Annotated in this window: 27 protein-coding genes; 23 read left to right on the forward strand and 4 right to left on the reverse strand. The window is 56.5% G+C overall.

Going from position 1 to position 26797, the window contains the following annotated elements:
• Positions 1-9 precede the first annotated feature (9 nt).
• From ACR6AS_RS10055 to ACR6AS_RS10085, 7 genes are read left to right on the forward strand one after another with little or no spacing between them, the layout of a single operon-like run.
• Positions 10-993, forward strand: coding sequence for a substrate-binding domain-containing protein (locus ACR6AS_RS10055; protein WP_111140630.1), 984 nt, complete (start codon positions 10-12; stop codon positions 991-993).
• Position 994: 1 nt separating this feature from the next.
• Positions 995-2500, forward strand: coding sequence for a sugar ABC transporter ATP-binding protein (locus ACR6AS_RS10060; RefSeq protein ID WP_293773014.1), 1506 nt, complete (start codon positions 995-997; stop codon positions 2498-2500).
• Entirely contained in the window at positions 2493-3482 is a 990-nt protein-coding gene (locus tag ACR6AS_RS10065) for an ABC transporter permease (RefSeq protein ID WP_111139945.1), read from the forward strand. Before ACR6AS_RS10060 ends, ACR6AS_RS10065 begins: the two co-directional genes overlap by 8 nt.
• Positions 3483-3497: 15 nt before the next feature.
• On the forward strand, positions 3498-4547 hold the full coding sequence (locus ACR6AS_RS10070) for an ABC transporter permease (RefSeq protein WP_293773108.1): 1050 nt from the start codon (positions 3498-3500) through the stop codon (positions 4545-4547).
• On the forward strand, positions 4547-5239 hold the full coding sequence (gene alsE / locus ACR6AS_RS10075) for a D-allulose 6-phosphate 3-epimerase (RefSeq protein ID WP_434162021.1): 693 nt from the start codon (positions 4547-4549) through the stop codon (positions 5237-5239). The genes ACR6AS_RS10070 and alsE overlap by 1 nt, the downstream gene beginning before the upstream one ends.
• Positions 5236-6132: an allose kinase gene (gene alsK / locus ACR6AS_RS10080; RefSeq protein ID WP_418803944.1), complete on the forward strand. Its 897-nt coding sequence runs from the start codon at positions 5236-5238 to the stop codon at positions 6130-6132. Before alsE ends, alsK begins: the two co-directional genes overlap by 4 nt.
• Positions 6129-7091: a ribokinase gene (locus ACR6AS_RS10085; protein WP_434161916.1), complete on the forward strand. Its 963-nt coding sequence runs from the start codon at positions 6129-6131 to the stop codon at positions 7089-7091. The genes alsK and ACR6AS_RS10085 overlap by 4 nt, the downstream gene beginning before the upstream one ends.
• Before the next feature lie 224 nt (positions 7092-7315).
• Here ACR6AS_RS10085 and ACR6AS_RS10090 read toward each other — a convergent pair whose 3' ends face one another.
• Positions 7316-7618, reverse strand: coding sequence for a hypothetical protein (locus ACR6AS_RS10090; protein ID WP_111139941.1), 303 nt, complete (start codon positions 7616-7618; stop codon positions 7316-7318).
• 50 nt (positions 7619-7668) lie between these two features.
• Complete coding sequence (locus ACR6AS_RS10095; RefSeq protein ID WP_111139940.1) at positions 7669-7983, reverse strand: LuxR C-terminal-related transcriptional regulator; 315 nt, start codon at positions 7981-7983, stop codon at positions 7669-7671.
• A gap of 326 nt (positions 7984-8309) precedes the next feature.
• Here ACR6AS_RS10095 and ACR6AS_RS10100 point away from each other — a divergent pair, with 326 nt between their 5' ends.
• The 11 genes from ACR6AS_RS10100 (at position 8310) to ACR6AS_RS10150 (ending at position 18286) form a co-directional block, all read left to right on the forward strand.
• Entirely contained in the window at positions 8310-9347 is a 1038-nt protein-coding gene (locus ACR6AS_RS10100; protein ID WP_111139939.1) for a winged helix-turn-helix domain-containing protein, read from the forward strand.
• Positions 9340-9810, forward strand: a complete 471-nt coding sequence (locus ACR6AS_RS10105; protein ID WP_111139938.1) for a hypothetical protein — start codon at positions 9340-9342, stop codon at positions 9808-9810. The genes ACR6AS_RS10100 and ACR6AS_RS10105 overlap by 8 nt, the downstream gene beginning before the upstream one ends.
• A gap of 457 nt (positions 9811-10267) precedes the next feature.
• The gene (locus ACR6AS_RS10110; protein WP_111139937.1) at positions 10268-10822 is read left to right on the forward strand and encodes a fimbrial protein; all 555 of its coding nucleotides are present in this window, start codon (positions 10268-10270) and stop codon (positions 10820-10822) included.
• Between the two features lie 41 nt (positions 10823-10863).
• Positions 10864-11544: a fimbrial biogenesis chaperone gene (locus ACR6AS_RS10115; protein ID WP_111139936.1), complete on the forward strand. Its 681-nt coding sequence runs from the start codon at positions 10864-10866 to the stop codon at positions 11542-11544.
• A 13-nt stretch (positions 11545-11557) separates the two neighbouring features.
• Positions 11558-14062 carry a fimbria/pilus outer membrane usher protein gene (locus ACR6AS_RS10120; RefSeq protein ID WP_434161920.1) on the forward strand — a complete coding sequence of 835 codons (2505 nt, stop codon included), beginning with the start codon at positions 11558-11560 and terminating at the stop codon, positions 14060-14062.
• A complete protein-coding gene (locus ACR6AS_RS10125; protein WP_111139934.1) occupies positions 14053-14565 on the forward strand; it encodes a fimbrial protein in 513 nt (170 codons plus the stop codon). The genes ACR6AS_RS10120 and ACR6AS_RS10125 overlap by 10 nt, the downstream gene beginning before the upstream one ends.
• A gap of 16 nt (positions 14566-14581) precedes the next feature.
• Positions 14582-15070 (forward strand): fimbrial protein, encoded by a 489-nt coding sequence (locus tag ACR6AS_RS10130; RefSeq protein ID WP_111139933.1) that lies wholly within the window; start codon positions 14582-14584, stop codon positions 15068-15070.
• Between the two features lie 57 nt (positions 15071-15127).
• On the forward strand, positions 15128-16027 hold the full coding sequence (locus ACR6AS_RS10135; protein ID WP_418803938.1) for a hypothetical protein: 900 nt from the start codon (positions 15128-15130) through the stop codon (positions 16025-16027).
• A 147-nt stretch (positions 16028-16174) separates the two neighbouring features.
• On the forward strand, positions 16175-16420 hold the full coding sequence (locus ACR6AS_RS10140) for a DUF2543 family protein (protein WP_111139949.1): 246 nt from the start codon (positions 16175-16177) through the stop codon (positions 16418-16420).
• A gap of 222 nt (positions 16421-16642) precedes the next feature.
• Complete coding sequence (locus ACR6AS_RS10145) at positions 16643-17131, forward strand: cold-shock protein (protein WP_111139931.1); 489 nt, start codon at positions 16643-16645, stop codon at positions 17129-17131.
• 300 nt (positions 17132-17431) lie between these two features.
• The gene (locus ACR6AS_RS10150; protein WP_111139930.1) at positions 17432-18286 is read left to right on the forward strand and encodes a PA4780 family RIO1-like protein kinase; all 855 of its coding nucleotides are present in this window, start codon (positions 17432-17434) and stop codon (positions 18284-18286) included.
• A gap of 48 nt (positions 18287-18334) precedes the next feature.
• Here the strand turns inward: ACR6AS_RS10150 and mgtU are convergent, their stop codons facing one another.
• Both mgtU and mgtA read right to left on the reverse strand, forming a co-directional pair.
• Positions 18335-18421 (reverse strand): magnesium transporter protection protein MgtU, encoded by an 87-nt coding sequence (gene mgtU / locus ACR6AS_RS10155; RefSeq protein ID WP_353887348.1) that lies wholly within the window; start codon positions 18419-18421, stop codon positions 18335-18337.
• An 18-nt stretch (positions 18422-18439) separates the two neighbouring features.
• Entirely contained in the window at positions 18440-21142 is a 2703-nt protein-coding gene (gene mgtA / locus ACR6AS_RS10160; RefSeq protein ID WP_434161926.1) for a magnesium-translocating P-type ATPase, read from the reverse strand.
• Between the two features lie 648 nt (positions 21143-21790).
• Between mgtA and ACR6AS_RS10165 the strand changes: the two genes are divergently transcribed.
• From ACR6AS_RS10165 to ACR6AS_RS10185, 5 genes are read left to right on the forward strand one after another with little or no spacing between them, the layout of a single operon-like run.
• Positions 21791-23359: an ABC transporter substrate-binding protein gene (locus ACR6AS_RS10165; protein ID WP_111139928.1), complete on the forward strand. Its 1569-nt coding sequence runs from the start codon at positions 21791-21793 to the stop codon at positions 23357-23359.
• Positions 23359-24411 carry an ABC transporter permease gene (locus ACR6AS_RS10170; protein WP_111139927.1) on the forward strand — a complete coding sequence of 351 codons (1053 nt, stop codon included), beginning with the start codon at positions 23359-23361 and terminating at the stop codon, positions 24409-24411. Before ACR6AS_RS10165 ends, ACR6AS_RS10170 begins: the two co-directional genes overlap by 1 nt.
• On the forward strand, positions 24408-25265 hold the full coding sequence (locus tag ACR6AS_RS10175) for an ABC transporter permease (RefSeq protein ID WP_111139926.1): 858 nt from the start codon (positions 24408-24410) through the stop codon (positions 25263-25265). Before ACR6AS_RS10170 ends, ACR6AS_RS10175 begins: the two co-directional genes overlap by 4 nt.
• Positions 25255-26085 carry an ABC transporter ATP-binding protein gene (locus ACR6AS_RS10180; RefSeq protein ID WP_434161928.1) on the forward strand — a complete coding sequence of 277 codons (831 nt, stop codon included), beginning with the start codon at positions 25255-25257 and terminating at the stop codon, positions 26083-26085. The genes ACR6AS_RS10175 and ACR6AS_RS10180 overlap by 11 nt, the downstream gene beginning before the upstream one ends.
• Positions 26078-26755 (forward strand): ABC transporter ATP-binding protein, encoded by a 678-nt coding sequence (locus ACR6AS_RS10185; protein ID WP_293773061.1) that lies wholly within the window; start codon positions 26078-26080, stop codon positions 26753-26755. Before ACR6AS_RS10180 ends, ACR6AS_RS10185 begins: the two co-directional genes overlap by 8 nt.
• The last annotated feature ends 42 nt before the right edge of the window (positions 26756-26797 follow it).

Below are 26797 nucleotides of genomic sequence, written 5' to 3' on the forward strand. Positions count from 1 at the left end.
GGAGTCTGTATGAAAAAACATCTTATTGCCTGCTCTCTGCTTGCCCTGTTTGCCGCCACCGGTGCGCAGGCCGCTGATAAATTACGTATGGGGATCGTGGTCAAAATAGGCGGTATTCCCTGGTTTAATGCCATGGAAACGGGCATCAAAAGCGAAGCCGCCAAACGCGGTATTGATGCGTGGATGGTCGGGCCGACCGCCGCTGACCCGGCGCTTCAGGTGCGCGCCATTGAAGATCTGATCGCGCAGAAGGTCGATATCATCGGCGTCGTGCCCAACGATCCGAAAGTGCTGGAGCCGGTGCTGAAACGGGCGCGTGACGCCGGTATCGAAGTGATTACGCATGAGTCCCCCGGCCAGCAGGGCGCCAACTGGGACTTCGAACTGGTCGATGCGACCACCCACGGCATCAACCACATGAAAGCCCTGGCGAACTGCATGCACGACGAAGGCAAATATGCCATGTATGTCGGCAGCCTGACGGTGCCGCTGCATCAGCAGTGGACCGACGCCGCGCTCACTTATCAGAAAGCGCACTATCCCAAAATGCAGCTGGTCACCGACAAATTTGGCGTCGGCGAATCGCTGGATGACTCCATCCGTACCACCAATGAGCTGATGTCCAAATACCCGGATCTGAAAGGGATCCTGGCGTTTGGCTCACAGGGACCTATCGGCGCGGGTCGTGCGGTTATGAACCGGAAAAAAATCGACCAGGTCTGCGTCATTGGCTCCTTCAGTCCGGGCCAGGGTGCCTCGCTGGTGCAGCGTAACGCCATTAAGGGCGGCTACATCTGGAATCCGCAGACCGCTGGCGAAGTCTTTGTCCGCATCGCCGACATGATGCAGAAGAAAGAGCCAATCACCGACGGCATGACGATTGAGGGGCTGGGCAAAGTCAAAGTGGATGAAGCCACCCACACCATTCTGGGCAACAGCACCGAAAGTCTGGACAAAGACAACCTGCCAAAACTGGTCAAAATGGGGCTCTGATATGCAAGAGGTCATTCCACAGACGCTGATTGCGCTCGAGAATCTGTCGAAAACATTTGGTGGTAACCGCGCGCTGAGCGATATCTCCCTGACCCTGCTGGCAGGTGAAGTGCACTGTCTCGCTGGTACCAACGGCTGTGGCAAGAGCACTCTGATCAAAGTTATCTCCGGGGTACACGCCCCGGACAGCGGCAGCCGCATCACGCTGGGCGACGGCCCGACGCTGCCGCGCCTCACCACCCGGCAGGCGCGCGACTTCGGTATCCAGGTGATCTATCAGGATCTGTCGCTGTTCCCTAACCTCAGCGTGGCAGAGAACATCGCCTTTGAGCATAACCTCAACGGCCTGCTGCGCTGGCACCACCGCGCCCGTTTGCGGGAGAGCGCGCGCAATATCATTACCGAACTGAAGTTCGATCTCGATCTGGATGAAAAGGTCGCTGCGCTCTCTATCGCGCAGCGTCAGCAGGTGGCGATCTGCCGGGCGCTGGTCGCCGATGCGCGGCTGGTGATCATGGATGAGCCGACCGCCTCGCTGACCCGCACCGAGGTCAATCAGCTGCTGCGTACCGTGCGCTACCTGAAGGACAAAAATATCTGCGTGGTATTTGTCAGCCACCGGCTGGATGAGGTGCTGGAGATCTCCGACCGCGTCACGGTGATCCGCGACGGGCGCAAAATGGGCTGCTGGCCTGCGCGGGAGATGACGCCGCACCATCTGACGGAGCTGATGACCGGCCTGAAGCTCGACTACCAGCTCAAAGCCCCGACGCGCAACGGCGATCGCGCCATTCTGGAGATCGAGTCGTTAACCCGCGCCGGGCAGTATCACGACGTTAATTTTAAACTCTATGAAGGCGAAGTACTGGGGCTGTGCGGCCTGCTCGGCTCCGGTCGCACGGAGCTGGCGCTGTCGCTGTTCGGCATGACCCGTCCCGACAGCGGTAAGATCTGGCTCGACAGCAAGCCGGTGCGCTTTCGCGGCCATGAGGATGCGATCAAGGCGGGCATCGGCTACGTCTCCGAAGATCGGCTGACGCTGGGCCTGGTGCAGCAGCAGTCGGTGGCGGACAACATGGTGCTGCCGATCCTCGACAAGCTGCAGAACCGTTTTCACCTGATCGATGAGTATCGCAAAAACAAGCTGATCCTGCAGTGGATCCAGCAGCTTGGCGTGCGGGTCGCCGATCCCAATCTTGCCATCTCCACTCTCTCCGGCGGCAACCAGCAGAAAATTGTGCTGGCGAAATGGGTGCTGACCCAGCCGCGCATTCTGATCCTGGATTCCCCCACCGTCGGCGTCGACGTGGGTGCGAAGGCCAGCATCTACCAGCTGATCCACGAGCTGGCAAAAGAGGGGCTGTCGATCATCCTGATCTCCGATGAGGTGCCGGAGGTCTGGTACAACTGCGACCGGATCCTGCACTTCCGCGATGGCACGATCCATGCCGAATACCAACCCGATAGCGTCGAACAGCAGCAACTGGCGGAGGTAATCAATGCCTGACTTTTCCCGTTTCCGTCCGCACTCCAGTCAGGGCTGGCTCGCCTGGGTGCTGCTGGCGTTCATTCTGTTTTTCTCGATCGCCAGCGATCAGTTTCTCACCATGCAGAATCTGCTGGATCTGGCGGAGAGCTACGCCGTCACCGGCATCTTCGCGCTGGGCCTGTTTGTGGTGCTGGTCACCGGCGGGATCGATATCTCGTTTGCGGCCGTCGCCTCGGTGGTGCAGTACCTGCTGGCGTCGCTGTTTGTGCAGTTCCAGTTCGACAGTGCGCTGCTCAGCATTCTGCTGGCCGTGATGTGCGGCACGCTGTTCGGCGTGATCAACGCGCTGCTGATCACCACGCTGCGGGTGGTCTCGATCATCATCACCATCAGCATGCAGTCGCTGCTGTTCGGGCTGCTGATGTGGGTCACCGGCGGCCGCAGCCTCTACTCGCTGCCGGAGTGGTGGATCACGCTGCGCAACGTGCTGCCATTCAGCTGGCAGGGTGAGAGCTTCCAGGTCGGACTGCCGCTGGTCACCATGCTGCTGATCGCCGCGATCACCGCCCTGCTGCTGAACAAAACCAATCTCGGACGCCAGCTCTACGCCGTCGGAGGCGATGCGGAGTCGGCCCGTCGTATCGGTATCCGCGTCGGTCTGATTCATGTGTTCGCCTACGGCTGGCTGGGCGCGATGGCGGCCATCGGCGGGCTGGTGCAGGTTTATCGCATGGGCGAGGTGGTGCCCAATGCGCTGGTTGGCGGCGAACTGGACGTACTGGCCGCCACGGTGCTGGGCGGTGCCAGCCTGATGGGCGGCAAAGGCACGGTGAGCGGCACGCTGATGGGGGTCTTCCTGATCGCCATTCTGAAGAACGGCCTCAACCTGGTCGGCGTCTCGAACTACTTCATGAACATCGTGGTCGGCGGCGTCATCATGATTGCGATCGCCGTGACCCACTACAAGAAACGCAAAGAAACTGACGTCAGTTTCGTGTGACCGAGGGCACTGATGATGAAATCACTGACTGCACTGCGACCCGACGGAACCAACATCGGCCTGATGCTGCTGATCGCGCTGGCACTGGCCACCTTCACGGTGATGCTGCCGGGTCGCTTCCTGACCGACTCCACCTTTATGAGCATGGCGTTTCAGCTGCCGGAACTCGGTTTACTGACGCTGGCGATGTTTATCGCCATCCTCAGCGGCGGCCTGAACCTGGCGATCATCGCGACCGCGAACCTCACGGCGCTGTTTATCGCCTGGACGCTGATGAGCGCCCTGCCCGCGGGTGCCGGAATGGCGCTGCAGCTGCTGTGGCTGTTTATCGCTATCGTGGGGGCCATGCTGATCGCAGCCGCCATCGGTGTGGTGACCGGGCTGATGGTGACGCGGATCGGCGCACACCCGATTCTGGTGACGCTGGCGACGATGATGACGCTGAACGGCATCGGGATCTGGCTGACCCACGGCGCGGCCGTCAGCGGTATGCCGCCGGTGGTGCAGGCGCTGGGTGCCGATACGCTGCTGGGTATGCCGCTGCCGCTCTGGGTGTTCCTGGTCGCCGCCGCGCTGCTGGCGCTGTTCCTGGGTAAAACCCGCGCCGGTAAATGTATCTATATGGGCGGCAGCAACATCAACGCCACCTGGTTCAGCGGGATCAATACCCATCGCATGGTGATGCTGGTCTATGTGATCTCCAGCCTGCTCTGCGTACTGGCCGGGCTGATCATGATGGCGCGCTTCAACTCCGCCCGCATGGGCTACGGCGACGCCTATCTGCTGCTGACGGTGCTGGCGATTATTCTCGGCGGCACCGACCCCAATGGCGGTTTCGGCCGTGTGACCGGCGTGGTGCTGGCGCTGATCGCGCTGCAGGTGCTCTCCACCGGTTTCAATCTGATGAACATCAGCCAGCACGTCAGCCTGGCCATGTGGGGCGCGGTGCTGATTGTGGTTCTCGCCTTTAAACAATTCAAAACCCGATTCAACGAACACCGTGCCGTAAAGCTCAGCAGGCTGGCCGCGGTGCTTAATCCTCTGACTGAAAAGAAGGAAGTATGATGCGTACTCAAATCTCCCCGTCACTGATGTGTATGAACCTGATGGAGATCAAGCACCAGCTGCAGGTTCTCGACTCGCGCGCTGACTTTCTTCATGTGGATATCATGGATGGTCACTACGTTAAGAACATTACGCTCTCCCCCTTCTTTATTGAGCAGATCCGTCCCTTTACCCGTGTGGCGATCGACGTGCATCTGATGGTGGAAGAGCCCACCGATTTTATTGAGGCGGTTGCCAGGGCGGGGGCGGACTATATCTGTCCGCATGCGGAGACCATCAACCGCGATGCGTTCCGCGTCATTAACCTGATCCGCAGCTTCGGTAAAAAGGTGGGCGTGGTGCTGAATCCGGCGACGCCGGTGTCCTACATCCAGCACTATATCCATCTGCTGGATAAGATCACCGTGATGACGGTCGATCCCGGCTATGCCGGCCAGCCTTTTATCCCGGAGATGGTGGAGAAGGTGCGGGAGCTGAAAGCCCTGAAGGAGCAGCACGGCTATCACTACCTGATCGAGATCGACGGCTCCTGCAACACCCGCACCTACCACCAGCTGATCGGCGCGGGCGCGGAAGTGCTGATTGTCGGCACCTCCGGCCTGTTCAACATTCATGACGATCTGGCCACCGCGTGGGAGATGATGCGCGACAGCATTGATGAGGCCCAGGGGCTGACGAAGGTGTCCGCATGAGATCACGCTGGCTCGGTATCGATATCGGCGGCACCGGTACCCGGCTGCAGCTGATGGAAGAGGGGGGCGTCTGGAGCAGCTTTCGCAAGGTGCCCACCGCCAGCTGGGCGCAGCAGCCCGACGCGCTGCAGGCGCTGGCACAGCTGATTGACGAAACCCTGGAGCAGCAGCCGGTCAGCGGCATCATGCTGGGGCTGCCCGGCATCCTCAGCCGCGACAGAAAACAGGTGATCTCCCTGCCCTTTATTCAGGCACTGGATCATCAGCCGGTGGCGGCGCGTCTGGCGGCGCAGCTCGGCGTGCCGGTCGCGATGGACAAGGATGTGAACCATCTGATGCTGTGGGACCTGCTGCAGCTGGAGCAGTTGCCGGATAACGCCGTGGGTCTCTACCCCGGCACCGGGATGGGCAACAGCCTGTGGCTGAACGGTCACTTTTATCACGGCGAGCATGGCGGCGCAGGCGAACTGGGCCATGTGCCGGTCGCGGGGAACGATCTCCCCTGCCCGTGCGGCAATCGCGGCTGCGCGGAGACCCTGACCTCAGGCCACTGGCTGAGTCACTGGGCCGCGCAGAACGCCGCCGACACCCCGATCGCCGCGCTGTTTACCCGCCACGGGGAACAGCCGGAGCTTCAGGCGTTTGTGCGACGGCTGGCGCAGCTGATCGCCACCGAGATGAATATACTCGACCCGGAATATCTGATCCTTGGCGGCGGCGTGCTGGCGATGGCAGATTTTCCGCTGGCCCTGCTGCGCAGCCAGATCCAGCAGCATCTGCGGCCACCGGTCACACGCGAAAACCTGAAGATTATTTTCAGCCACTCAACCGACTACACGGGCTGTCGCGGTGCCTGTCTCGCCGCCGAACGCCTGTTCAGGAGCGCAGGATGAAAGGAAAAGTGTGTGTTTTCGGCTCTTTTAACCTCGACGTCGTGGCCGTGATGCGTCGCTTTCCGCTACCGGGTGAGTCGCTGACGGCGCACCACAGCATGATGGGCGCAGGCGGTAAAGGCGCGAATCAGGCCACGGCGGCGCTGCGCGCGGGCGCGCGGGTGCACTACATCGGCAAAGTGGGTAATGACGATTTCGGCCTCTTTGCGCGTCGTCATCTGGAAAAAACCGGCTTTGACGCCATTACGCTGTTTACCTGCAAGGAGAAGCCCACCGGTAACGCGCTAATCTATGTCGCAGGCGATGATGCGGAAAATATGATTTCGGTCTATCCGGGAGCCAATACCACCGTGACTGCCGCAGAGGTGACGCGCTGCCAGCCAACGGTAGCCGCCGCAGATATCCTGCTGGTGCAGCTGGAGAATAACCTCAGCGCCATTCAGCGCATGATCGATAATGCCCGTGCCAGCGGCACCTTCGTGATCCTCAATCCGGCACCGTGGCAGAAAGTCAGCGATGCGCTGCTGGCAAAGGTCGATCTGCTGACGCCTAACAGCACCGAAGCGAGCCAGCTCACCGGCATAACCGTCACCGATTTCGACAGTGCCCGCCGTGCCGCGGCGGTGCTGCATCGGAAAGGGGCGCGTCAGGTGATCATTACGCTGGGCATAGCGGGCGCCCTGCTCTCAACGCCTCAGGCGCAGCAGCGCATTCCGCTCTTTCCGGCGCAGCCGCGCGATACCACCGGCGCGGGTGATGCCTTCAACGGCGCGCTTGCCGCCCGGCTCGCGTCCGGCGACGATCTGCCGCAGGCGGCGCGCTTTGCTGCGGCCTTTGCCTCACTCTGTGTCGAGCGTGCTGGCGCGGCCGACTCCATGCCCTCCTATGCCGAGGCGCTGGCACGCCTGCAGGCGCACCCGGAGTGCATTGTCGAACCGATTGAGAGTCTTACCGCCTGAGCAGAGAGGCCGCATCTGCGGCGATGTCATCTGAACACAGGCGGCTTTGAGGTCAGGCTCAGCAGGGCCGCCTGCTGAGCGCGTTTGCCGTCAGTACGTCAACGAGTGCAGGGCATCAGGGCGGCCGCGCGATGCTGTGTCTCCGCGCGGCGCATCACACCTGGAGTGCGTGAGTGAACGCGCCGTGGCACAGAATGTCCCACGTCTTTCTCCTCTCAGGGATGTCACGCCTCATCATCTTTATAGACGCCCACCCGCTTACCGTTCATGGTCAGAATGAGCCTGGCTGTTTCAGGGTCACCTTTGTGCAGACGGTCAAACAGATTCTCGTGCAGTACTGCGGTAAGGTAATCGCGGTTTGCCGGCGAATAGAGGTCGAACTGAATGCCGGCTTCACTGAGTCGCTTATCCGCCTCACGCTCGGTCTGATGAATAAGCTCAACAGTGTCGTTGATCAGTTTCTCAACATAGAACGTGATTGTCTCACTGATAATTTTTTTCTCTGCATCACTAAAAGATTCACTCATCTTACGCCCCTTCGAAGCCAGTTAATTTATAACGGTAATTATCAATACTGTCAGAATTCACTGCGCTTTAATATATAAGACTCAGCCTTCTCGCTGTTAAACACACTTCTGTTACACCGGAACCATGAAAAAAGTTCAAAGTTGTTTTTCACCTGCAACTTTTTCATGGTTTTTCTTTTGTAATAACTCACATTCTGCTCGGTTATCTGCAGGAACAGCGAGATATCCCTGGGTTTCATGCCGGTCATAAGAAACCAGATGATACAAACCTCCTGACTCTTCAGGCGAATTTCGGTTCCGGCGGTGTTAATAACGCGCATTGTATTCTGCTCTGCTCTTTCAGGTAAAAACCTTTTGTGTTGCATGGGTTTTAGTCATTCTTATAAAAAAGTAAACCCATCTTAAGAAAATCTGACTGCAGAGCATCTTAAATTTTATTTACTTTAATAACCCATGAAAATCCCTTTGCATTCAGTAATTTAAATTTTTAGTTTAAAAGCGATCGCCTGGTATCCTCAGGAAAACCAACGGATAAAGGCGGGTACATTACTCAAAATATTTACTTTTTTCCGCCGGATGGATTATAAATAATGATTAGGAATTTTCTTAGACGCACAGTAACAGCGATAAAAATAATTAAAACGCCTTTCACAGAGCGTTGTTTCAATCACCTGCCAGGGCTTTAATAAAAATGAAACGCATTTACATTATTGGCGATAACGTCAAATTTATCCTTTCTGAAAAATGTCTGGTCAGGCTGGACAATGATACTAAAGTCAAATTAAGGGCATCAGCGGCCTTTTGCCTGCTATTATTGCTTGAAAATCATGGCAAACTGGTCACCCACGATGACCTGTATAAATTCGGCTGGGAACGCTTTGGCATGACAGCTTCGCTGAATGTGCTGCATAACACCATTTTCTATTTACGAAAAATGCTGAATCAGGCGGGGGATTTCGACAATGGGATTATCGAAACCATTCACCGGCGGGGCTTTATCTTCAATCTGCAGGTTTCTGTTGCGCTAACCTATATCAATATGGACACGCCTGAAGAAGAAGAAACGATGCAGGCGGAGGAGCAGGATCAGGACAGCGATGACGCGGAGGGCTTTCTCTTCCCGGCAGAGAGTGAAAGGGCTGAGGAGCAAAACAGCGACGCGCCACGCGCAATGGCCGGACAGGCGAATCCGCCGGAAACCCGCCCTGCTCCGCGGCAGGCCGGTGAGACAGAATCAGTAAAGGCTAAGTCAGAGATGAAAAGCAGCAGTGAGACATTCAGCAGTCCGGGCCTGATTCAGCCCGAGGGAGTAACGATTAATTATTCGGCCTCTGTCAGAACATCAGACACTTCGTGCGGGCCAGCGGTAAAAAAGCGTGCTGTCACCATTGCGTGGCCGCGTTATATTTTGCTGTTCAGCATCCTGCTGATTATCGCCTGCTCACTCATCCTCTACCCTGCGGTTTCCCCCGGGAATTATGTTAATACGGGAAAACTGGGGGCCTGTGAGGTTTATCAGAATAACCGTGCTTACGATTTCAAAAATCTTAAAATGGTGGATTACCTCAGTCGTTTCTGTAAAGAGCCCAGGGTGCTTTATCTGACCAATTATCCCTACAGCAATAAGGTCTCCGCGATAAACTGCCGCGAAAAGATCGCCCTGTTCTCGGACGACATCTGCTATTCAAACTATTTTATTTACAAAGACACGGGTTATTATCATGATTAAAAGGATTTTTTTTCTCTCAACCGTGGGGCTGGCTGTCGCACTGACGGCTTTTACGATCTGGTATAGATATGGCATTACGTCCGGCTTCTCCTGCTCCGGCAACGTAAACTTTCACAGAGAGTCGGGTATTCTGCGTCTTTCGACGAAACTGAATATTGATGAAAATAGCGGAACACTCTCAATGAACGGGTTTGTAACTCGCGAAGATGGCACCCGGGAAAATGTAAACCGGACGGTGGTCTTTACCAGTCATCATGTTGGCTCGCGGTATACCTGGGTCTCGGATGAGATCCTCGCTTCGATTGACGATAAACTCACACCCGAAATGGCCAGCGCGTGGTTTCCAACATTTTATCGTGAGCCAAAAAGTAAGGTCGAACTGTTTATTTCCCGGTTGAATATTAATTCAGTAATGCTCTCCGGTGAGTTCGTTCCCTATTATGTCTGTACTCAGCGGCACTGACGCTGCCGCCATTAATCCAGCGTAAGTGGGATGAAATGCGTCGTTCATTCATCCCACTGCGCGATAAGATGTCATCCCGATGCACTTTTTACTTCTCTTAACTAAACCATAATCGCTTACAAAGCAGGCACTTAGTCCACTTAAGAATTTTCCTGCTCGCCTGGCGGTTTAAAAGAAACGCTGCATTTAATTAAAATTAAAAACAACTAAATTTTAATTAATATGACACCCATCCGCTTTTTTTTTAAAGTTCATCGCAACTTAGCAGCCTGAACCCGCCCCTGGCGATTCTTATTATGCTGGCTGCTGAGTCTGCATGAACATCCCTGAACCGCATCACTAATCTGCCTGACAGATACAGGCCGGTAATCGATGCGTTGTCACGCTATGGCATGCAAATCAACCTGCTTACACGCCAGTTCACAGGCGTAATTAATAAAATTGAAAGGAATAAAAAATGAATAAAAAGTTCAGCATGAGTCTGTCAGCATTACTTCTTTCAACGGTCGTCCATACCGCCTGTGCCGACGATAATACCATCGTCTTTAAAGGCAAGGTTAATGATGCCGCCTGTCTGGTAAATGTCGGTACCAATGGCCGCCTTGAAGTGGATATGCCGGAAGTGCGTTCGGCAGATTTCGGCGCGAATGTCGGCGACGTTAACGCTAAAAGCTGGAAACCCTTTACCATTTCACTTACGGACTGTCGTAAAACGACTAAAAACAACGTTAAAATTTCTTTCCAGGCTGCTCAGCCAGATGGAAATTATATTGGTTTAACGGGTGCCTCACGCGCGAGAGGCGTTGCTGTCGTGCTTGCTGATTCAAATAAAGTCCAGCTTACCAGTAATACATTTACGGATACGCTCCGTAATGGTGAAAACTCTTTTAATTTCCAGGCGGGACTGGTCAGAACTATTGCCGACACCGCTGTTAATGACGGTGACGCTATTCCAGGCATCGTGCCGGGCGATGTCTATGCCGAAGCGGCTGTTAACGTCGAATATAACTAAACCCACAGGGGCTGCCCAGCCCCTGGATTCGGAGATGTGTAATGCGTTTTTTAATTGGCTTATTTTTTGCCACCCTCACCTGGGGCTGTCAGGCCAGCATCAGCCTGGGCGTGACGCGCGTCATTTTTAATGAAGGCAGTAAAGATGTGACCCTGTTCGTCCGCAACAGCGCCAGCGAAACACCGTTTCTGGTGCAGTCCTGGATAAGCGACCCGGCGAAAAGTGATAAAACGACCGACCAGTTTTTATTAACGCCACCGCTATTTAAGATGGGGCCGGGCGAAGAGAATCTGCTGCGGGTTGTGGACACCTCTTCTGCGTTACCGAATGACAGAGAGAGCCTGTTTAAAATTAACGTCAAAGCGATTCCGCCAGCCCCCGATAAAGATAAATCCGCGAATACGCTGCAGATTGCGATTAAAACCAGCATCAAACTGTTTTACCGCCCGGCATTGATGAAAAATATAAAGCTGGAAGATGAGGCGGGAAAAGTCACATGGCGGCAGTCGGCTGACAACCTCACCCTGATTAACCCTACGCCGTTCAATATCGCGATAACGAAAGTGGACGTTAATGGTGTTCAGACTGCAGTGTCACAGAGCAGTTTACCGGCAAAAGGCAAGATGACCCTGAACATTCAGAAGAAAAACATCAGCGACATCGGGATTGAATATATCAATGACTACGGTGGTGTCGTTAAGACAAAAATAAAGAAAGAATAGAAATATTACCGCCATGAATAAAGTATCCTGTCTGGCCTTTTTATTGCTGTTTAATACAACACTCTCGTTTGCTGACGTCAGTTTTAACACCTCATTCCTGGAGCTGAACGGCAGCCCGGCAGATATGGATGCTCTTAAAAAGCAGGTTGACAATATCTCCCGCACGCAGCCTGCCGGTGAATACTGGGTTGAGATCTATATCAACGAGAGTCTGTATGCGAAGCAGTCGGTTAATTTCAGCTACGATAAAAAGCGCGATAAAATTACGCCCTGCCTTGACAGCGAGTTTTTTAAAAATGCCGGACTAAAGGAGGATGCGTGGTCTCGCCTGCAGCATTCGGGGAACTGTGTCGCCTTCACAGAGGCGTTAGAGGGGGCTGACTTCGTCTATGACTTCGCCCGGCAGAAACTCCTGATCACTCTTCCGCAGGCGTTTCTGAACGATGCAGACAGAACGCGGATCAAGGCGGGCTGGGATAACGGCGAAACCGTTCTTTTTTCAGGCTACAGCCTCAGCCATTCCCAAATCTGGTCGGCAAACAGCGCCGTTAAGAGTAAGAAGACATCTTTTACCTCACTCAATAATGGCTTCAACTATGGTGCCTGGCGATTCAGGAACGTCACCTACATTCAGGATGATGGCGAGAACAGGCGAGAGATCACCTCACCGCAGAATTATGTGCAGCGTCCGCTGCCGCAGCTTGATGCCAACCTGAGTCTGGGAGATGTCTATTCAAATGGCGAGATCCTGGAGGGCATTAACTATCGCGGCGTGCAGCTGGCGTCTGATATCAGCATGCTGCCCGTCGAATCGCAGGGATTTGCGCCCACCCTGCGGGGAACGGCGAATGGCCGCTCGAAAGTGTCGGTTTCGCAGAACGGATTTAAGATCTTCGAGCGCTGGGTGCCATCCGGCCCGTTTAATATCGGCAATATCCCCTCGGTCAGCGGCGGGGATGACCTGCTGGTCACGATTGAAAATGAAGCCGGAGAGAAGCAGTTTTACCGCCAGTCCGCGTCCGCTCTGCCGGTGATGGTGCGCGGCGGCCAGTTCTTTTATGAAGTTAACGCCGGTGAATATCGCACGCTCTATCCGGGGAATCACACGCCCGAACCTTACTTTGTGGCGGGCACGGCGCGCTACGGCTTAAACGGCAGCACCACCCTGTTTGGCGGTACCTTACTGAACAGCAACTATCAGGCCTATAACCTGGGCTTTTCACGCAATCTTGCGGGATATGGTGCACTGTCCGCAGACTCGACGCTGTCGGTGTTTAAGCCTGCAGGCGCAGCGGATGCGCCGCAGCGCGGCAATGCGCTTCGCCTGCGCTATGCAAAAGATTTCAGCGGCACCGGTACTAACCTGACGCTGGCGGGCTATCGGTATAACACCCGCGGGTTCAGACGATTCAGTGAAGCCTTTGACGATTCTCGCGCCGTTTCGCAAAGCAGTGACGCCATCCTGTTGACATCCGGCCTGAAAAACAGCGTCTCTGCCACGGTTTCACAGCGGTTAACCGACAACAGCAGCGTCTATCTGAACTACAACAAAGATGATTTCTGGCAGTCACAGCGGGCACGCCAGACGCTACAGACCGGGTACAGTTTTAACGTCGGTCGGGCAAGCATTACGCTTTCCGGGACATTCAGTCATCTGCAGGAGAAGCAGACCTCGGCGTTTGCCCTCTCCTTCAGCATGCCGTTGAGTGCAACCAGCCACTCTCCGCGTCTCTTCACCACGTCAGGTTACAGCGCGAATAACCTGAACAATAGCGTGACGATATCGGATACCTCGGACAGCCTGCCGGGATTAAGTTACAGCGCCAACGCATCCTCAATGCGTGGTGACGTGGGAAAGACCCAGGCTTATGGCGTTTCCGCGCAGTACAGCGGTGCGAAAGGCAATCTGCGAACCAACCTGTCACACAGCGATCTGCGCAATCAGCTGGATATCGGCGGCGAAGGCGGGTTAACGCTGTATAGGGGTTCGCTGATCGCATCGCCCACGCTGGGTGAGACGAACATTATTGCCCGGACAAATAACATCGAAAATGTCGGTTTTGATTTTCAGTCAAAAAGCCGGACCAATAAAAGTGGCTATGCGATGTTAACCAATGCGTCGCCCTATACCCGGAACCGGGTGTCGGTCAGGACCAATACGCTGGATGACAATGTTGAAATTGAGAAACTTGTCGGCGAAGTGACGCCAACACGCGGGGCATTCAGCGTCATTGATTTCTCCGGCAGGAAAGGCAACAAAATTATATTACACGCCGTAAATGGCCAGGGGGAGACGGCACCTTTCGCTGCTGAAGTATTTATCGACGCCGAAAAGGCGCAGATAACGCCAGACGCGCTGGTGTCCGATAATGGCAGCGCCTATTTAACCGGCGTGCCGGACAACGCGCGCTTTGAAATTAAAGTTAACAGTGAGCGTTGGTGCGCCGGAGAAATCGCCACCCGCAATCATCAATCCGCTAAATCAGGCGTTATAAAGGTGAATACCTTATGTCATTAATTCTGTCCCGGATAGTCGTTATTTATATTCTCACCGCTTTTCATGCGCTTTATGCCAAAGACACGGTGAATATCAGCGTGACCGGCTCGCTGAAAAAACCACCCTGTACTTACGCTGCCAGTAAATCAATCAGTGTCAATATGGGAGAGGTCACTTATGACAAATATGACACTGTCTCGGGAAATATTCCGCTGATATTACAATGCCCGCCGGGTTCAGCCGTCACGGTAACAGTCCGGCCAGGCAGCGGAACCTCACTGGCCAGTGGTTCAACGACAACGGCGGTCACCAGCTACAGGAACCTGGGTATAGAGCTCTGGTGGAGCGGGACTCAGGCGCTGACCGGTGGACAACAACAACGGGTCAGCCTGACCGGCAACAGAATACTCAGCGGGCTCTCTGGTCAGGCCGATCTCTCAATGACGGCCAGGCTGGTTAAACTGGCCGATCTGGGCGTCAGTAGTTTCAGCGCCAGTTTCACCGTTGAACTTGATTACGACTGACGGGCTGGCGGTATTGATGAAACGATGGATGATGGCGGGAGTGATGTATATTGCGCTCTGTCGCGGCGCCCTGGGGCTGGATGTGAATGTCAGCGGGAATCTGCTGGCTCCGGCCTGTACGGCCGAACTCCCCGCGGACAGCCTCGTTACGCTTCCCGAGGTGAGCCTTGCTCAGCTCTACAAAGGGGAGAGTAAACCCACCTCTGCAACGATAAAAATACGCTGCTACAAGCTGACTGCGGTCAGTTTTACGTTGCGAACCGATCAGACGGATCCGACAGGCGTGGTGAAAACGGATCTGAGTGGCATCGGCCTGGAGATGGGCTACGGCCTGAGTCAGGCAGGCGTCCTGACCGGACTCGTTAAACCTGGCGAGACAATTAATCACGCACTGCTGAATGAGGCGCTGTTCATCATAAAGGCCAGGCCGGTCATTATCGATGAGAGCCGCGCAGCCGCCGGGAGTTATTCTGCATCAGCCCTGCTGAGCATTGAGTACCGCTGATATTTGCTGTGTAAGATCAGCAATTTTATATTTTTACTATTTTTCCAGGAGAGCGTTATGTCCATTATTTTAAAGACAGGGTTTATCTTGATTCTCCTGATTTCTGCCTTTACCTGTAAAGCCGCAGATATGGTATGTACACCGTCTCTTATGATGGTGGATTTAGGGGTTGTTCAGCAAGGGGTCACCACTGATTATAATGCTTATATCGATGGACCTCTTAATCAATTTACCTGCAATGTAAACAGGAGTTTTTTATATGGCGCCTCACTTTCATATAAAAGCGAACCCGTCAATGGTTTGAAAGCTGGCTTCCTGATCCCTATGGTTTATAATAACACCCAGGTTCCGACCTACCAGATTAATAAACCGACAAATATATGTATCGGGCCTACTAATTTCGCCTGCAACTTTCCTCTGGGCGCTAATTCAAGGCTCTCTTTTTCCATGCGATACCGTATATTAATCAATCTTGCTGGAATCGGAACTTTTGTAGGAAAAATAAATTTATATCAAACTCCCAGAGTTCTGGTCGGATATTCAGAACAGATCACCAGTTTTTATTACACCTATACCGTTGCAGCCAGGCCCTGTACCGTCGCCGATACAAATTTCGCGGTTAACTTTGGCGATCTGGATAACCGTCTGTCTGACAATCCCTACCGCGAGCTGGCGATCGCGGTAAACTGTCCGGCACGGACCAATGTCGATGTGCAGCTGAACGCCGGTAAGCCAATTGTGAACGCGACACAGGGCCTGTCAAAAACGTCACTCGCCGGTCTGAACATGCAGGTGTCCCGGAATGGTTCTCCGGTCGTTTTAAATCAGACCAGCACGCAGGTTTTTCAACAGGGGATTAACACTTACCAGCTGAAATTCTCTCCGCAGCTGGCATCCTCTCCGGCACCGACAGGCAGTTTCAGCGCCGATTATACGCTGACCTTTGACTATAAATAGGGCAGCATGCGCGTTTTACCTGACGTATTCAGGAAGGCCGCCGCTTCCCCTTTACAGCCCCGGTCTAAACACGAAATAATCCCCCGGTAAGCCGGGCCACAGATGCTGGCGCGGCCTGAACCTAACCTCAACGCTGCGGACCCCATTATGAATAACGAAATTTCTCTCAAATACTACGATGTTGCAGATGAGTATGCGACGGAGTCCGCTAAGCCGGTGAGCGAAGCCGAGCGCACGCCGCTGGCTTACTACTTTCAGCTGCTGATCACCCGTTTAATGAACAACGAAGAGATTAGCGAAGAATCGCAGCAGGAGATGGCGCGTGAAGCCGGCATCGACGAGGAGCGTATCGATGATATCGCTGAGTTCCTGAACCGCTGGGGCAATGAGTAACGCAGAAGCGGCCTGGTGCAGCTGAAGCGGCGCATCCGGTCAGCCTGAGGCGTGCATCTGAGCCTGCGCCTCCTCCTTCTCCGGGTCGGGCAGCCACGCCTTCCACGCGGCACCTGCCCTCTGGCACCGCCCTGAATTATCATCCAGACTGATATAGTCTGCGCAGGCATTGTGCTTTACACTGCGCGCTGTAAAAAACTGAGTAGATTAAGCAGGCAAAAAATGGCGATGAACGGAACAATCACAACCTGGTTTAAAGATAAAGGATTCGGCTTTATCAAAGATGAAAACGGCGACAACCGCTATTTTCATGTGATCAAGGTCGCCAATCCTGATCTGATTAAGAAAGATGCGGCGGTGACGTTTGAGCCGACCACCAACAACAAAGGCCTGTCGGCCTATGCGGTGAAGGTGGCCCCGGAAAGCAAATATATCTTTATCGCCGGTGAACGTATCAAGATAACTTCGATTAAATCTTACCTGGTCTACAGCGAAGAGGTCCCGGCAGATACCGGTATTGATAAAGAGAATGCGGTGCTGTCAGTGGGTCTGCTGCTGAATAATATCCGGCCAAAATCTGACATCAGAGCGGGTGAGATGCGCTCCCTGAAGAAACTGGCGGTCACCACTTTCCAGGGCACGACCCTGATCTTCTCTGAAGATGAGATCGACGTTGAGAGCACCGTTAAGCTGCTCAAAAGCCTGAAGTAATCTTCAGGCTGGCCGGGGGCCTGCCCGCCCATGCCCGGCCAGCCTGCCTGACAGTCAGCCGACGCCTTTTTAAAACCCACACGCCGATTACGCTGGCGCAATCCGCTGGCTGAGCGTCGTCCGCTTCGCCGCACCGCCTGGCGGGTCAGGCGAAAAGCGCGCTCAGAAGCGTATCTCATCAAGGATCATCCCCATTAAGCCATTTTCCAGGGTAGAATCAGAGACTTCTTTCCGTGATTATCACGGCTTCCATCATCGCAGATTGATACGAAAAGCGGGTGAAATAAGGGTTAACGCTGCATGAAGATCCCAAACAGAATCCAGCCTCTGGTCGATGACGGCCTGATTGACGATGTGCTGCAGCGGCTCAAAAGCGGCAAGGAAGCAGACGTTTACACCGTGCTATGCGGCGACAAGGTGCAGTGCGCCAAAGTCTATAAAGAAGCGTCTCAGCGTAGCTTCAAACAGGCCGTCCAGTATCAGGAAGGCCGCAAAACCCGCAACAGCCGCAATGCCCGCGCGATGCAGAAAGGCTCGAAGTTTGGTCGTAAGCAGCAGGAAGAGTCCTGGCAGACTGCCGAAGTCGATGCGCTGTTCCGCCTGGCAAACGCGGGGGTTCGCGTGCCTCAGCCCTACCTCTGCATTGACGGCGTGCTGCTGATGGAGCTGGTCACCGACGACAATGGCGCGGTCGCGCCGCGCCTCAGCGATGTCACCCTCTCCGAAGCGCAGGCGATTACCGACTTCAACACCATGATCCGTAATATCGTCCGCATGCTCTGTGCGGGCATCGTGCACGGTGACCTTTCTGAATTCAACGTTCTGCTGGATGATCAGGGCCCGGTGATTATCGATCTGCCGCAGGCGGTCGATGCGGCGGCCAACAACCATGCCGGGTCGATGTTCAGACGTGACGTGAATAACATTACCGCGTACTACGGCCAGTTCGCCCCGCAGCTGCTGAAGACGCGCTACGCCAGAGAGATCTGGCAGCTCTATGAAGATGGCAAACTGACGCCTGAGACGCCGCTGACCGGACACTTTGTGGAAGTGGAGCGCGCGGTCGATATGGATTCGCTGCTGGATGAGATCATTACCGCAGAGGATGACCATTACGAGCGCCAGCGCGCCAGGCGCGAGCGCGACAGCGATTAAACAGAAAAGGCAGCGAATCACTTCGCTGCCTGTTAGTTTAAGCGGGGATTAGCGTACCACTACCGTCAGCGCGATCAGGGTTAAGCCGATGACCATCACGCCGACAAAAACGCTGTCGAGCCGGTTTCTTTTCATCTTTGCCTCCCTGTGATCCTAGAACCACTGACCAAAGCGACGGATATAGAACCGTTTCATGCCCTGCGCCACCAGGCAGTAGCTGAACAGCGTCAGCACCAGCCAGGGGAAATATTGCCATGGCAGCGGCACCAGTCCGACCATCGTGCCCAGCGGTGAGAACGGGATCAGGATGCCCAGCGCCATCACCGCCAGCGTGGTCAGCATGACCGGTAAGGTGGCGCGGCTCTGAATAAACGGAATCTTCCGGGTGCGCAGCATGTGCACCACCAGCGTCTGCGACAGCAGCCCCTCAATGAACCAGCCGGACTGAAACAGCGACTGCACGCCCGCATGGTTCGCGCCGAAGATGAACCACATCAGCGCAAAGGTGGTGACGTCAAAGATTGACGATGTCGGGCCCATCCACAGCATAAAGCGTTTGATGTTACCGGCATCCCATTTGCGCGGCTTGTTCAGGAACTCCCGATCCACCTTGTCCCACGGCAGCGCCAGCTGGGAGACGTCATACATCAGGTTCTGAATCAGCAGATGAATCGACAGCATCGGCAGAAACGGAATAAAGGCGCTGGCCACCAGCAGCGAGAAGACGTTGCCGAAGTTTGAGCTGGCGGTCATGTTGAGATACTTGATGATGTTGCCAAAGGTCTCGCGTCCTTTGAGTACCCCCTCATTCAGCACCTGTAAATCCTTCTCCAGAAGGATGATATCTGAAGAGGCTTTCGCCACATCCGCCGCGCTGTCTACGGAAATGCCGGTGTCGGCGGCCCGCAGCGCAGGCGCGTCGTTGATGCCATCGCCCAGGAAACCCACGGTGTGACCGTTCTGCTGCAGCAGGCGCACCAGCCGGGATTTCTGCTGCGGCGTCAGTTTTGCAAACAGCGTGCAGCGTTCGGCCTCCTGCGCCAGCTCCTCATCGCTCATCGCCTCGATCTGATCGCCGGTCAGCATCGCCGGATCGGTCAGCCCCACATCGGCACAGACCCGCTGAGTGACCAGCGGATTGTCACCGGTCAGCACCTTCACCGCCACGCCGCTGTCGCGCAGCGCTGTGATCGCCCTGCCTGCGCTGGCTTTGGGCGGATCGCGGAAGGTCAGCATCCCCTGGATAACCAGGTCGCGCTCATCACTGTCGCTGAGCGGCGTATGCAGCGCCCCCTCCCGGGTAGCGACCAGCAGTACACGATAGCCCTGCTGATGATAGCGTTCGGTCTGCGCCATCAGCGCGGCACGCTGGTCCGCATCCAGTGCCACCACCGCATCGCCCTGCCGCACGGCGACGCTGACCGCCAGCATCTCTTCCACGGCCCCTTTGCAGATCAGCTGCGAACGGTGCTGCGTCAGATCCTCCACCAGCACCGATACCCGGCGGCGGGTAAAATCGAACGGCAGCTCATCGACCAGCTGGAACTGGCTGCGCTGAGCCGGTGAAATCACGCTGTCACCCGCGCAGAGCACCGCGCGGTCCATGAGATTTTTTACGCCGCTCTGACTGCCGCTGTTGAGCCAGGCCAGCAGCAGCACCTGCTGATCTTCCCGGCCGTGCACATCCAGATGATGCGCCAGCAGGATGGTGTCCTGGGTCAGCGTGCCGGTTTTATCGGTGCAGAGGACATCCATCGCGCCCAGGTTCTGGATGGCGTTGAGCTTTTTCACGATCACTTTGCGGCGCGACATCGCAATCGCCCCTTTGGCGAGGTTGGCGCTGACGATCATCGGCAGCATCTCCGGCGTCAGGCCGACCGCGACGGCCAGCGCAAACAGCGTGGCATCCATCCAGTCACCTTTGGTGAAGCCGTTGATCAGCAGCACCACCGGAACCATGACCAGCATAAAGCGGATCAGCAGCTTGCTGACGCTGTTGACCCCGCGATCGAAGGCGGTCTGCGGACGGCTTCCCACCAGCGATGAGGCGAGCGAGCCAAACCAGGTGTCGCCGCCGGTGGCGACCACGACTGCGCTGGCGGTGCCGCTGGCAACGCTGGTGCCCATCAGGCCGATATTGGCTGATGAGAGCCGCTCCTGAACGGTCTGTCCTTCCTCTTTGATGCCTGCTTCACTGCTCTGCTTTTCCACCGGCAGTGACTCACCGGTCAGCACGGCTTCACTGATAAACAGATTGCGTGCACTCAGCAGGCGGACATCGGCAGGCACCTGATCGCCGGTGCTCAGCAGAATCACATCGCCCGGCACCAGCTCACTCATATCCACATCCTGCCGCCGGGCAGTTTCGCTGCCCGGTTCACGCCGCAGCACAGTCACCTGGCTGCGAACCAGTGACTGCAGAGCCAGCGCCGCCCGGTTGGTGCGGAACTCCTGCCAGAAGCGCAGCAGCCCGCTCAGGATCACCATCGTGCAGATGATGATCACCCCGGAGAGATCCGTCTCCTCGCCTGCGCGCAGCGGCAGGATATAGTCGGTAAACAGACTCACCAGCGCCAGGACCAGTAAGACATAGATGAAGGGGTTGTTAAACGCCATCAGCAGCTGAACCAGCGCGGGGGGCGCTTTCTCATGTGCCACTTCATTACGGCCATAGATGGCCAGGCGCTTCGCGGCCTCGTCCCCGGTCAGTCCCTGGCGATGGCTGCGGAGATCGGCCAGTGTCATCTCAACGTGCTGACCGGCATGCTGTGCCACAGCGTACATTTTTTTACTTTTTTTATCGTTACGGTTGCCGGATGAACGCATCGCAACCTGCTCCAGTTTCATGTCGCTCATTTCGACATCTCCCTGATTTAAAGCATGTGTTGTCCTGCACGAAAATAATGTGCATGGCAGGAACCTGGCAGAGCCGGGTTATTTACTCTGACGACCTTTGAAAATATTTCGCCCACGCCAGAAATAGTGACGCGCGCAGGTGAACATGACGCTGGTTTTACTCAGCGTAATAAAGGTCTGATATCGGCGTTCGGGCGCAGCCAGGGCTACGCCGATCGAGGCGGAGGAAAAAGTGCAAGAATAAACAGCAGCATAACGCGCACTCCTGTAAATGACAGGATTAAAAATAAGGAGCGCGATCGTGAATTAAAGCGGGGATCGCTGCTCGCCGGGTGGCAAGCAGCAGAGAAGAATCAGCTTGCCAGAATAATGATTAAACCAGGGTGACTGTCCAACTGAATTCTCCTGAAATGATTTGCCGCTATTATAAAGAGAGGAAAGTCCGGGTAAAGCTGTTCAGGCACAAATAAACGCCCTGTTGAGGATTTGTTTCTGCTCCGCCTGCCGCTTCGCTAACAAAATGGCGATTTTCTTATAACAACAACCTCACCCTTATAACTTTTAGTCATATGATTAGCCCATATTCGACTATTCTTCATATCTCCCCTTTCGTAAACTCGCGTAACTTTTTAGAGGCAAGGAAATTTCATGAAAACTATAATTCCATCCCTGCTGGCGCTGACGCTGGCTGCCGCTTTCACAGCCCAGGCCGCAACACCCAAAGATACGCTGGTCATTGCCCAGTCAACGGACGATGCCGACAGCTTTGACCCGGCCAAAGGGTTTGAACTCACCAGCGTACAGGCTTTCACGAACATCTATCAGCGTCTGGTTCAGTCCGACCCGCAGAATCCGGTGGATCTGAAGCCGACGCTGGCCACCTCCTGGCAGCCAGGCAGCGACAACCGCAGCCTGACGTTTGAACTGCGTAAAGATGCAAAATTCTCTACCGGCAATCCGCTGCGCCCGGAAGATGTGATCTTCTCGCTGGGCCGCGTGGTGAAGCTGAACCTCGACCCCTCTTTCATCCTGACGCAGCTCGGCTGGACCAAAGATAACGTCGATGGCTTCCTGAAGAAGGTTGACGACAATCATGTGCAGATCAGCTGGACTGCCGACGTCAGCCCGACCTATGTGCTGAGCCTGCTCTCCGCCCCGGTCTCCTCGATCGTCGATGAAAAAACCGTTATGGCCAACCAGAAGAGCGGTGACCTGGGTAACGCCTGGCTGGCCACGCACTCTGCGGGCAGCGGCCCGTATCAGATCCGCAAGGTCGTCCTGCATCAGGCCGTGCTGCTCAGCGCCAACCCCTCTTCACCGGCGGGCGCACCAAAGATGAAGAACATCCTGATCAAGAACGTCCCGGAGCCTGCGGCGCGTCGTCTGCTGCTGGAGCAGGGTGATGCCGATATCGCCCGTAACCTGGGTGCCGATCAGATCGCGGCGCTGAACGGCAAACCGGGCGTGAAGACCGAAGCCATTCCGATGGCGTCGCTCTACTACATCCAGTTCAACATCGGCGGCAACGATACGCTGAAGAACCCGGCCTTCTGGGAAGCGGCGCGCTACCTGTGGGATTACAAGGGCATCGCTAACGAGCTGCTGAAAGGCCAGTTCGACGTGCATCAGAGCTTTTTGCCTAAAGGTTTCCTGGGCGCAATCAACGACACGCCTTACAGCTACGACCCGGAGAAAGCCAAAGCGATCCTGAAGAAAGCGGGCCTGAACAACGTCAGCTTTAAACTCTCTACCAGCAACCAGCCGCCTTATCTGGATATCGCGCAGGCGCTGCAGGGCAGCTTTGCTAAAGGCGGTGTGAAGGTGGAAGTGGTGCCGGGCCTGAGTTCTGAAGTCTCGACCAACGTGAAAGCGCATAAATATGAAGCGACGCTGAACGCCTGGGGCTCCGACTACTTCGATCCGAATACCAACGCTGCCTCCTTTGCTTACAACCCGGAAGATGGCAGTAAAACCATCGCTTACCGTTCAGACTGGCATATCCCGGAACTGAACAAGCAGGTTATTGCCGCCACGGCCGAAAGCGATCCGAAGAAGCGTATCGCCCTGTATGAAGCGATGCAGCGTGAGGTGATGAAGAACTCCCCGTATGTGATTGGGATGCAGGCGAAGAACCTGATCGCGCTGCGCGACAACCTGAAAGGCTATGTTCAGGGCATCAACCCGGACATGGTGTATTACTCGCAGGTCACTAAGTAATGGCACAGTCTGTTCCTTCAGCCGGGTTCGCCCGGCTTTTTTGGCAGCGTGGCGGGCGTCTGATCGGTAGCGTGCTGTCGCTGCTGGTCACGCTGCTCGGCCTGCTCGCCTTTACCTTTATGCTGTCGCATCTCTCGCCAATCGATCCGGTGCAGCAGATTGCCGGCGATCACGCCAGTGAAGCGACCTATGCCCAGGTGCGTCACGACCTCGGTCTCGATCAGCCGGTGCTGATGCAGTTCTGGCGCTACATCGAACATTTAGCCCACGGCGATCTGGGCGTCTCCCGCCTCACCAACCAGTCGGTAAGCGGCGATCTGATGACCACCTTCCCCGCCACCATCGAGCTGGCGACCTGCGCGATGATCTTCGCCGTAGTCTTTGGCGTCACGCTGGCGCTGCTGGCCGCCTGGAAACCGGGCAGCTGGATCGATAACCTCGCCCGCTTTATCTCGCTGCTGGGCTACTCGGTGCCGGTGTTCTGGCTCGGTCTGCTGGGCCTGCTGCTCTTTTATGCCGTGCTGCACTGGTCCGCCGGGCCGGGACGGCTGGATGATATCTGGGTCTACACCCTGGAGCCGAAGACCGGCTTTGTGCTGATCGACAGCTGGCTGTCGGGCGAACCGGAGATGTTCCGCAATGCGATAGCCCATCTCTGGCTGCCGGTGGTGATCCTGGGCCTGCTGGCGATGGCGGGCATTACCCGTCTGCTGCGTGCGGCGCTGCTGGAAGAGAGCAGCAAAGAGTATGTGGTGCTGGCGCGTGCCAAAGGCGCGGGTCGGGTGCGCATCCTGCTGCGCCATATCTTCCCCAACGTACTGGGTACGCTGGTGACGGTGATCGCCCTCTCCTACGCCACCCTGCTGGAAGGCTCCGTGCTGACCGAAACCGTCTTCGCCTGGCCGGGTGTCGGCCGCTACATGACCAACGCGCTGTTCTCCGGCGATGTGCCGGCGATTCTGGGCTCAACCCTGTTAATCGGCACCTGCTTTATCCTGATTAACACCCTGGCGGATGTCTTAACCTGGTTAACCGATCCGAGAACCCGATGACGCAACAACTCTCTGAACTCGAAACGGTGCGACCACGTCGCCGCCGTCAACGCGTGACCTCGTTAACCGTAGGGCTGACGCTGGTCGCAATTCTTATCCTGATGGCGCTGCTGGCCCCGCTGATTGCGCCCTTCGATCCGAATGTGCAGACCATGTCGAGCCGCCTGCTGGCGCCCTCGGCGCAGCACTGGTTTGGCACCGACGGCTTTGGCCGCGATCTGCTGTCGCGCGTAATTTATGGCACGCGGCCGACGCTGCTGCTGGTGTCGCTGATTCTGCTGCTGACCATTCCGGCTGGCCTGCTGATCGGCATCACCGCCGGTTACGTCGGCGGCTGGACCGAACGCCTGCTGATGCGCATCACGGATATCTTCCTGTCGCTGCCGAACCTGGTGATCGCGCTGGCGCTGGTGGCGATCCTTGGCCCCGGCCTGATGAACGGCGCACTGGCGCTGGCGCTGACCAGCTGGCCACCCTTTGCCCGCCAGGCGCGCGCTGAAACTCTGGCGCTGCGCCGCAGCGATTATCTGGCTGCCGCCCGGATGCAGGGCATCACCGGCTTCCGCCTGATGTTCGGTCATATTCTGCCGCTCTGCCTGCCGACGGCCGTGGTGCGGGCGGCGCTCAGCCTGGGCGGGATTATCCTGGCCGCGGCCGGGCTCGGTTTCCTGGGGATGGGCGTTCAGCCGCCCACCGCCGAATGGGGCTCGATGGTGGCCGAAGGCAGTAAAGTAATCTTCGACCAATGGTGGGTGGCCGCCGCTCCGGGCGCGGCAATCCTGTTTGCCAGCCTGGCCTTTAACCTGACAGGCGACGGCCTGCGCGACCGACTGGATACCCGTCATGCAAAATAATCTTCTCTATGCTGAGGGGCTGACCATCCGCAGTGATGATGCGCTGCTGGTCGATCACATCAGTTTTTCCGTGGGTCGCGAGCGCGTCGCGCTGGTCGGCGAGTCCGGTTCCGGCAAGTCACTCACCGCCCGCAGCCTGATGGGGCTGCTGTCGCCCGCGCTGCATCTGCAGGCCAGCCAGCTTCAGGTCGCCGGTGAGAATGCGCTGACGCTGAGCGAGCGCCGCTGGAGCCAGCTGCGCGGTAATCGCGTGGCGATGGTGATGCAGGACCCGAAGTATGCGCTTAACCCGACGCGCACCATTGGCTGGCAGGTGGAAGAGCCGCTGATCCTGCATCGCCGTCTGAGCCGCGACGAACGCAGAGAGAAAGTGTGCGACATGCTGGATGCGGTCGGCCTGCCCGATCCGCGTCGCCTGATGCAGCAGTATCCTCATCAGCTCTCAGGCGGAATGGGCCAGCGCGTCATGCTGGCGATCGCCCTGATCACCGATCCGGACTTTCTGATCGCCGATGAACCCACCTCCGCGCTGGATCATGCGATGCGCGACCAGGTACTGGCGCTGATCCGCGGTCTGGTGGAAGCGCGCAACATGGGACTGCTGCTGATCAGCCACGACCTGCAGCAGGTTTCGGAACATTGTGAACGCGTGATAGTGATGTACAAGGGGCGTCTGCTGGATACGCTGCCGGCCGCCGATCTGCCGCGTGCCACCCATCCCTACACCCGCACACTCTGGGCCTGCCGGCCGGGCAAAGCGACCCACGGTCAGCCACTGCCGGTGCTGGATCGCGCGGCGCTGGAGGCAAAATATGATTAAGCTGACCGATCTCAGCGTTGCCCATAAGCAGGGCTACGATCTGCGCACCGTGGTGCATGAGGTTAACCTGGAGGTTAACGCGGGCGAGTGTTTCGGCCTGGTCGGGCCGTCGGGCTGCGGCAAGTCTTCGCTGCTCTGGGTGCTGGCGGGCCTCAATCCGCACTGGCAGGGCCAGATGCAGCTGGCCGGTCATCCGGTTACGCCAGGCAAAGCCTTCACCGGTGCGCTGCGGCAGGAAGTACAGATGGTGTTTCAGGACCCCTATGCCTCGCTGCATCCGCGTCACCGGCTGCGCCGCACCCTGGCAGAGCCGCTGAAGCTGCTGAAACGCGACAACATCAATGACCGGATCGACCAGGGCTTCCGCCACGTCGGCCTCGATCCCGCGCTGGCCGACCGCTATCCGCATCAGCTCTCCGGCGGTCAGCGTCAGCGTGTCGCCATCGTGCGCGCGCTGCTGCTGCAGCCGAAGATCCTGCTGCTCGATGAGCCGACGTCGGCGCTGGATATGTCAGTGCAGGCGGAGATCTTAAACCTGCTCAACGATCTGAAACAGCAGGATGGCCTGACGATGGTGCTGGTCAGCCACGATCCCGATGTGATCGACCACATGTGCGATCGCGCCGTGCGGATGGCGCAGGGCCGCATCATCGAGCAGATCTCAGCCTGACGCCAGGCCGGACGGCCCCCGTGGCTGTCCGGTCTGTCTCGC

The organism is Pantoea phosphatilytica, from assembly GCF_051025615.1.
Taxonomy (GTDB): Bacteria; Pseudomonadota; Gammaproteobacteria; order Enterobacterales; family Enterobacteriaceae; genus Pantoea.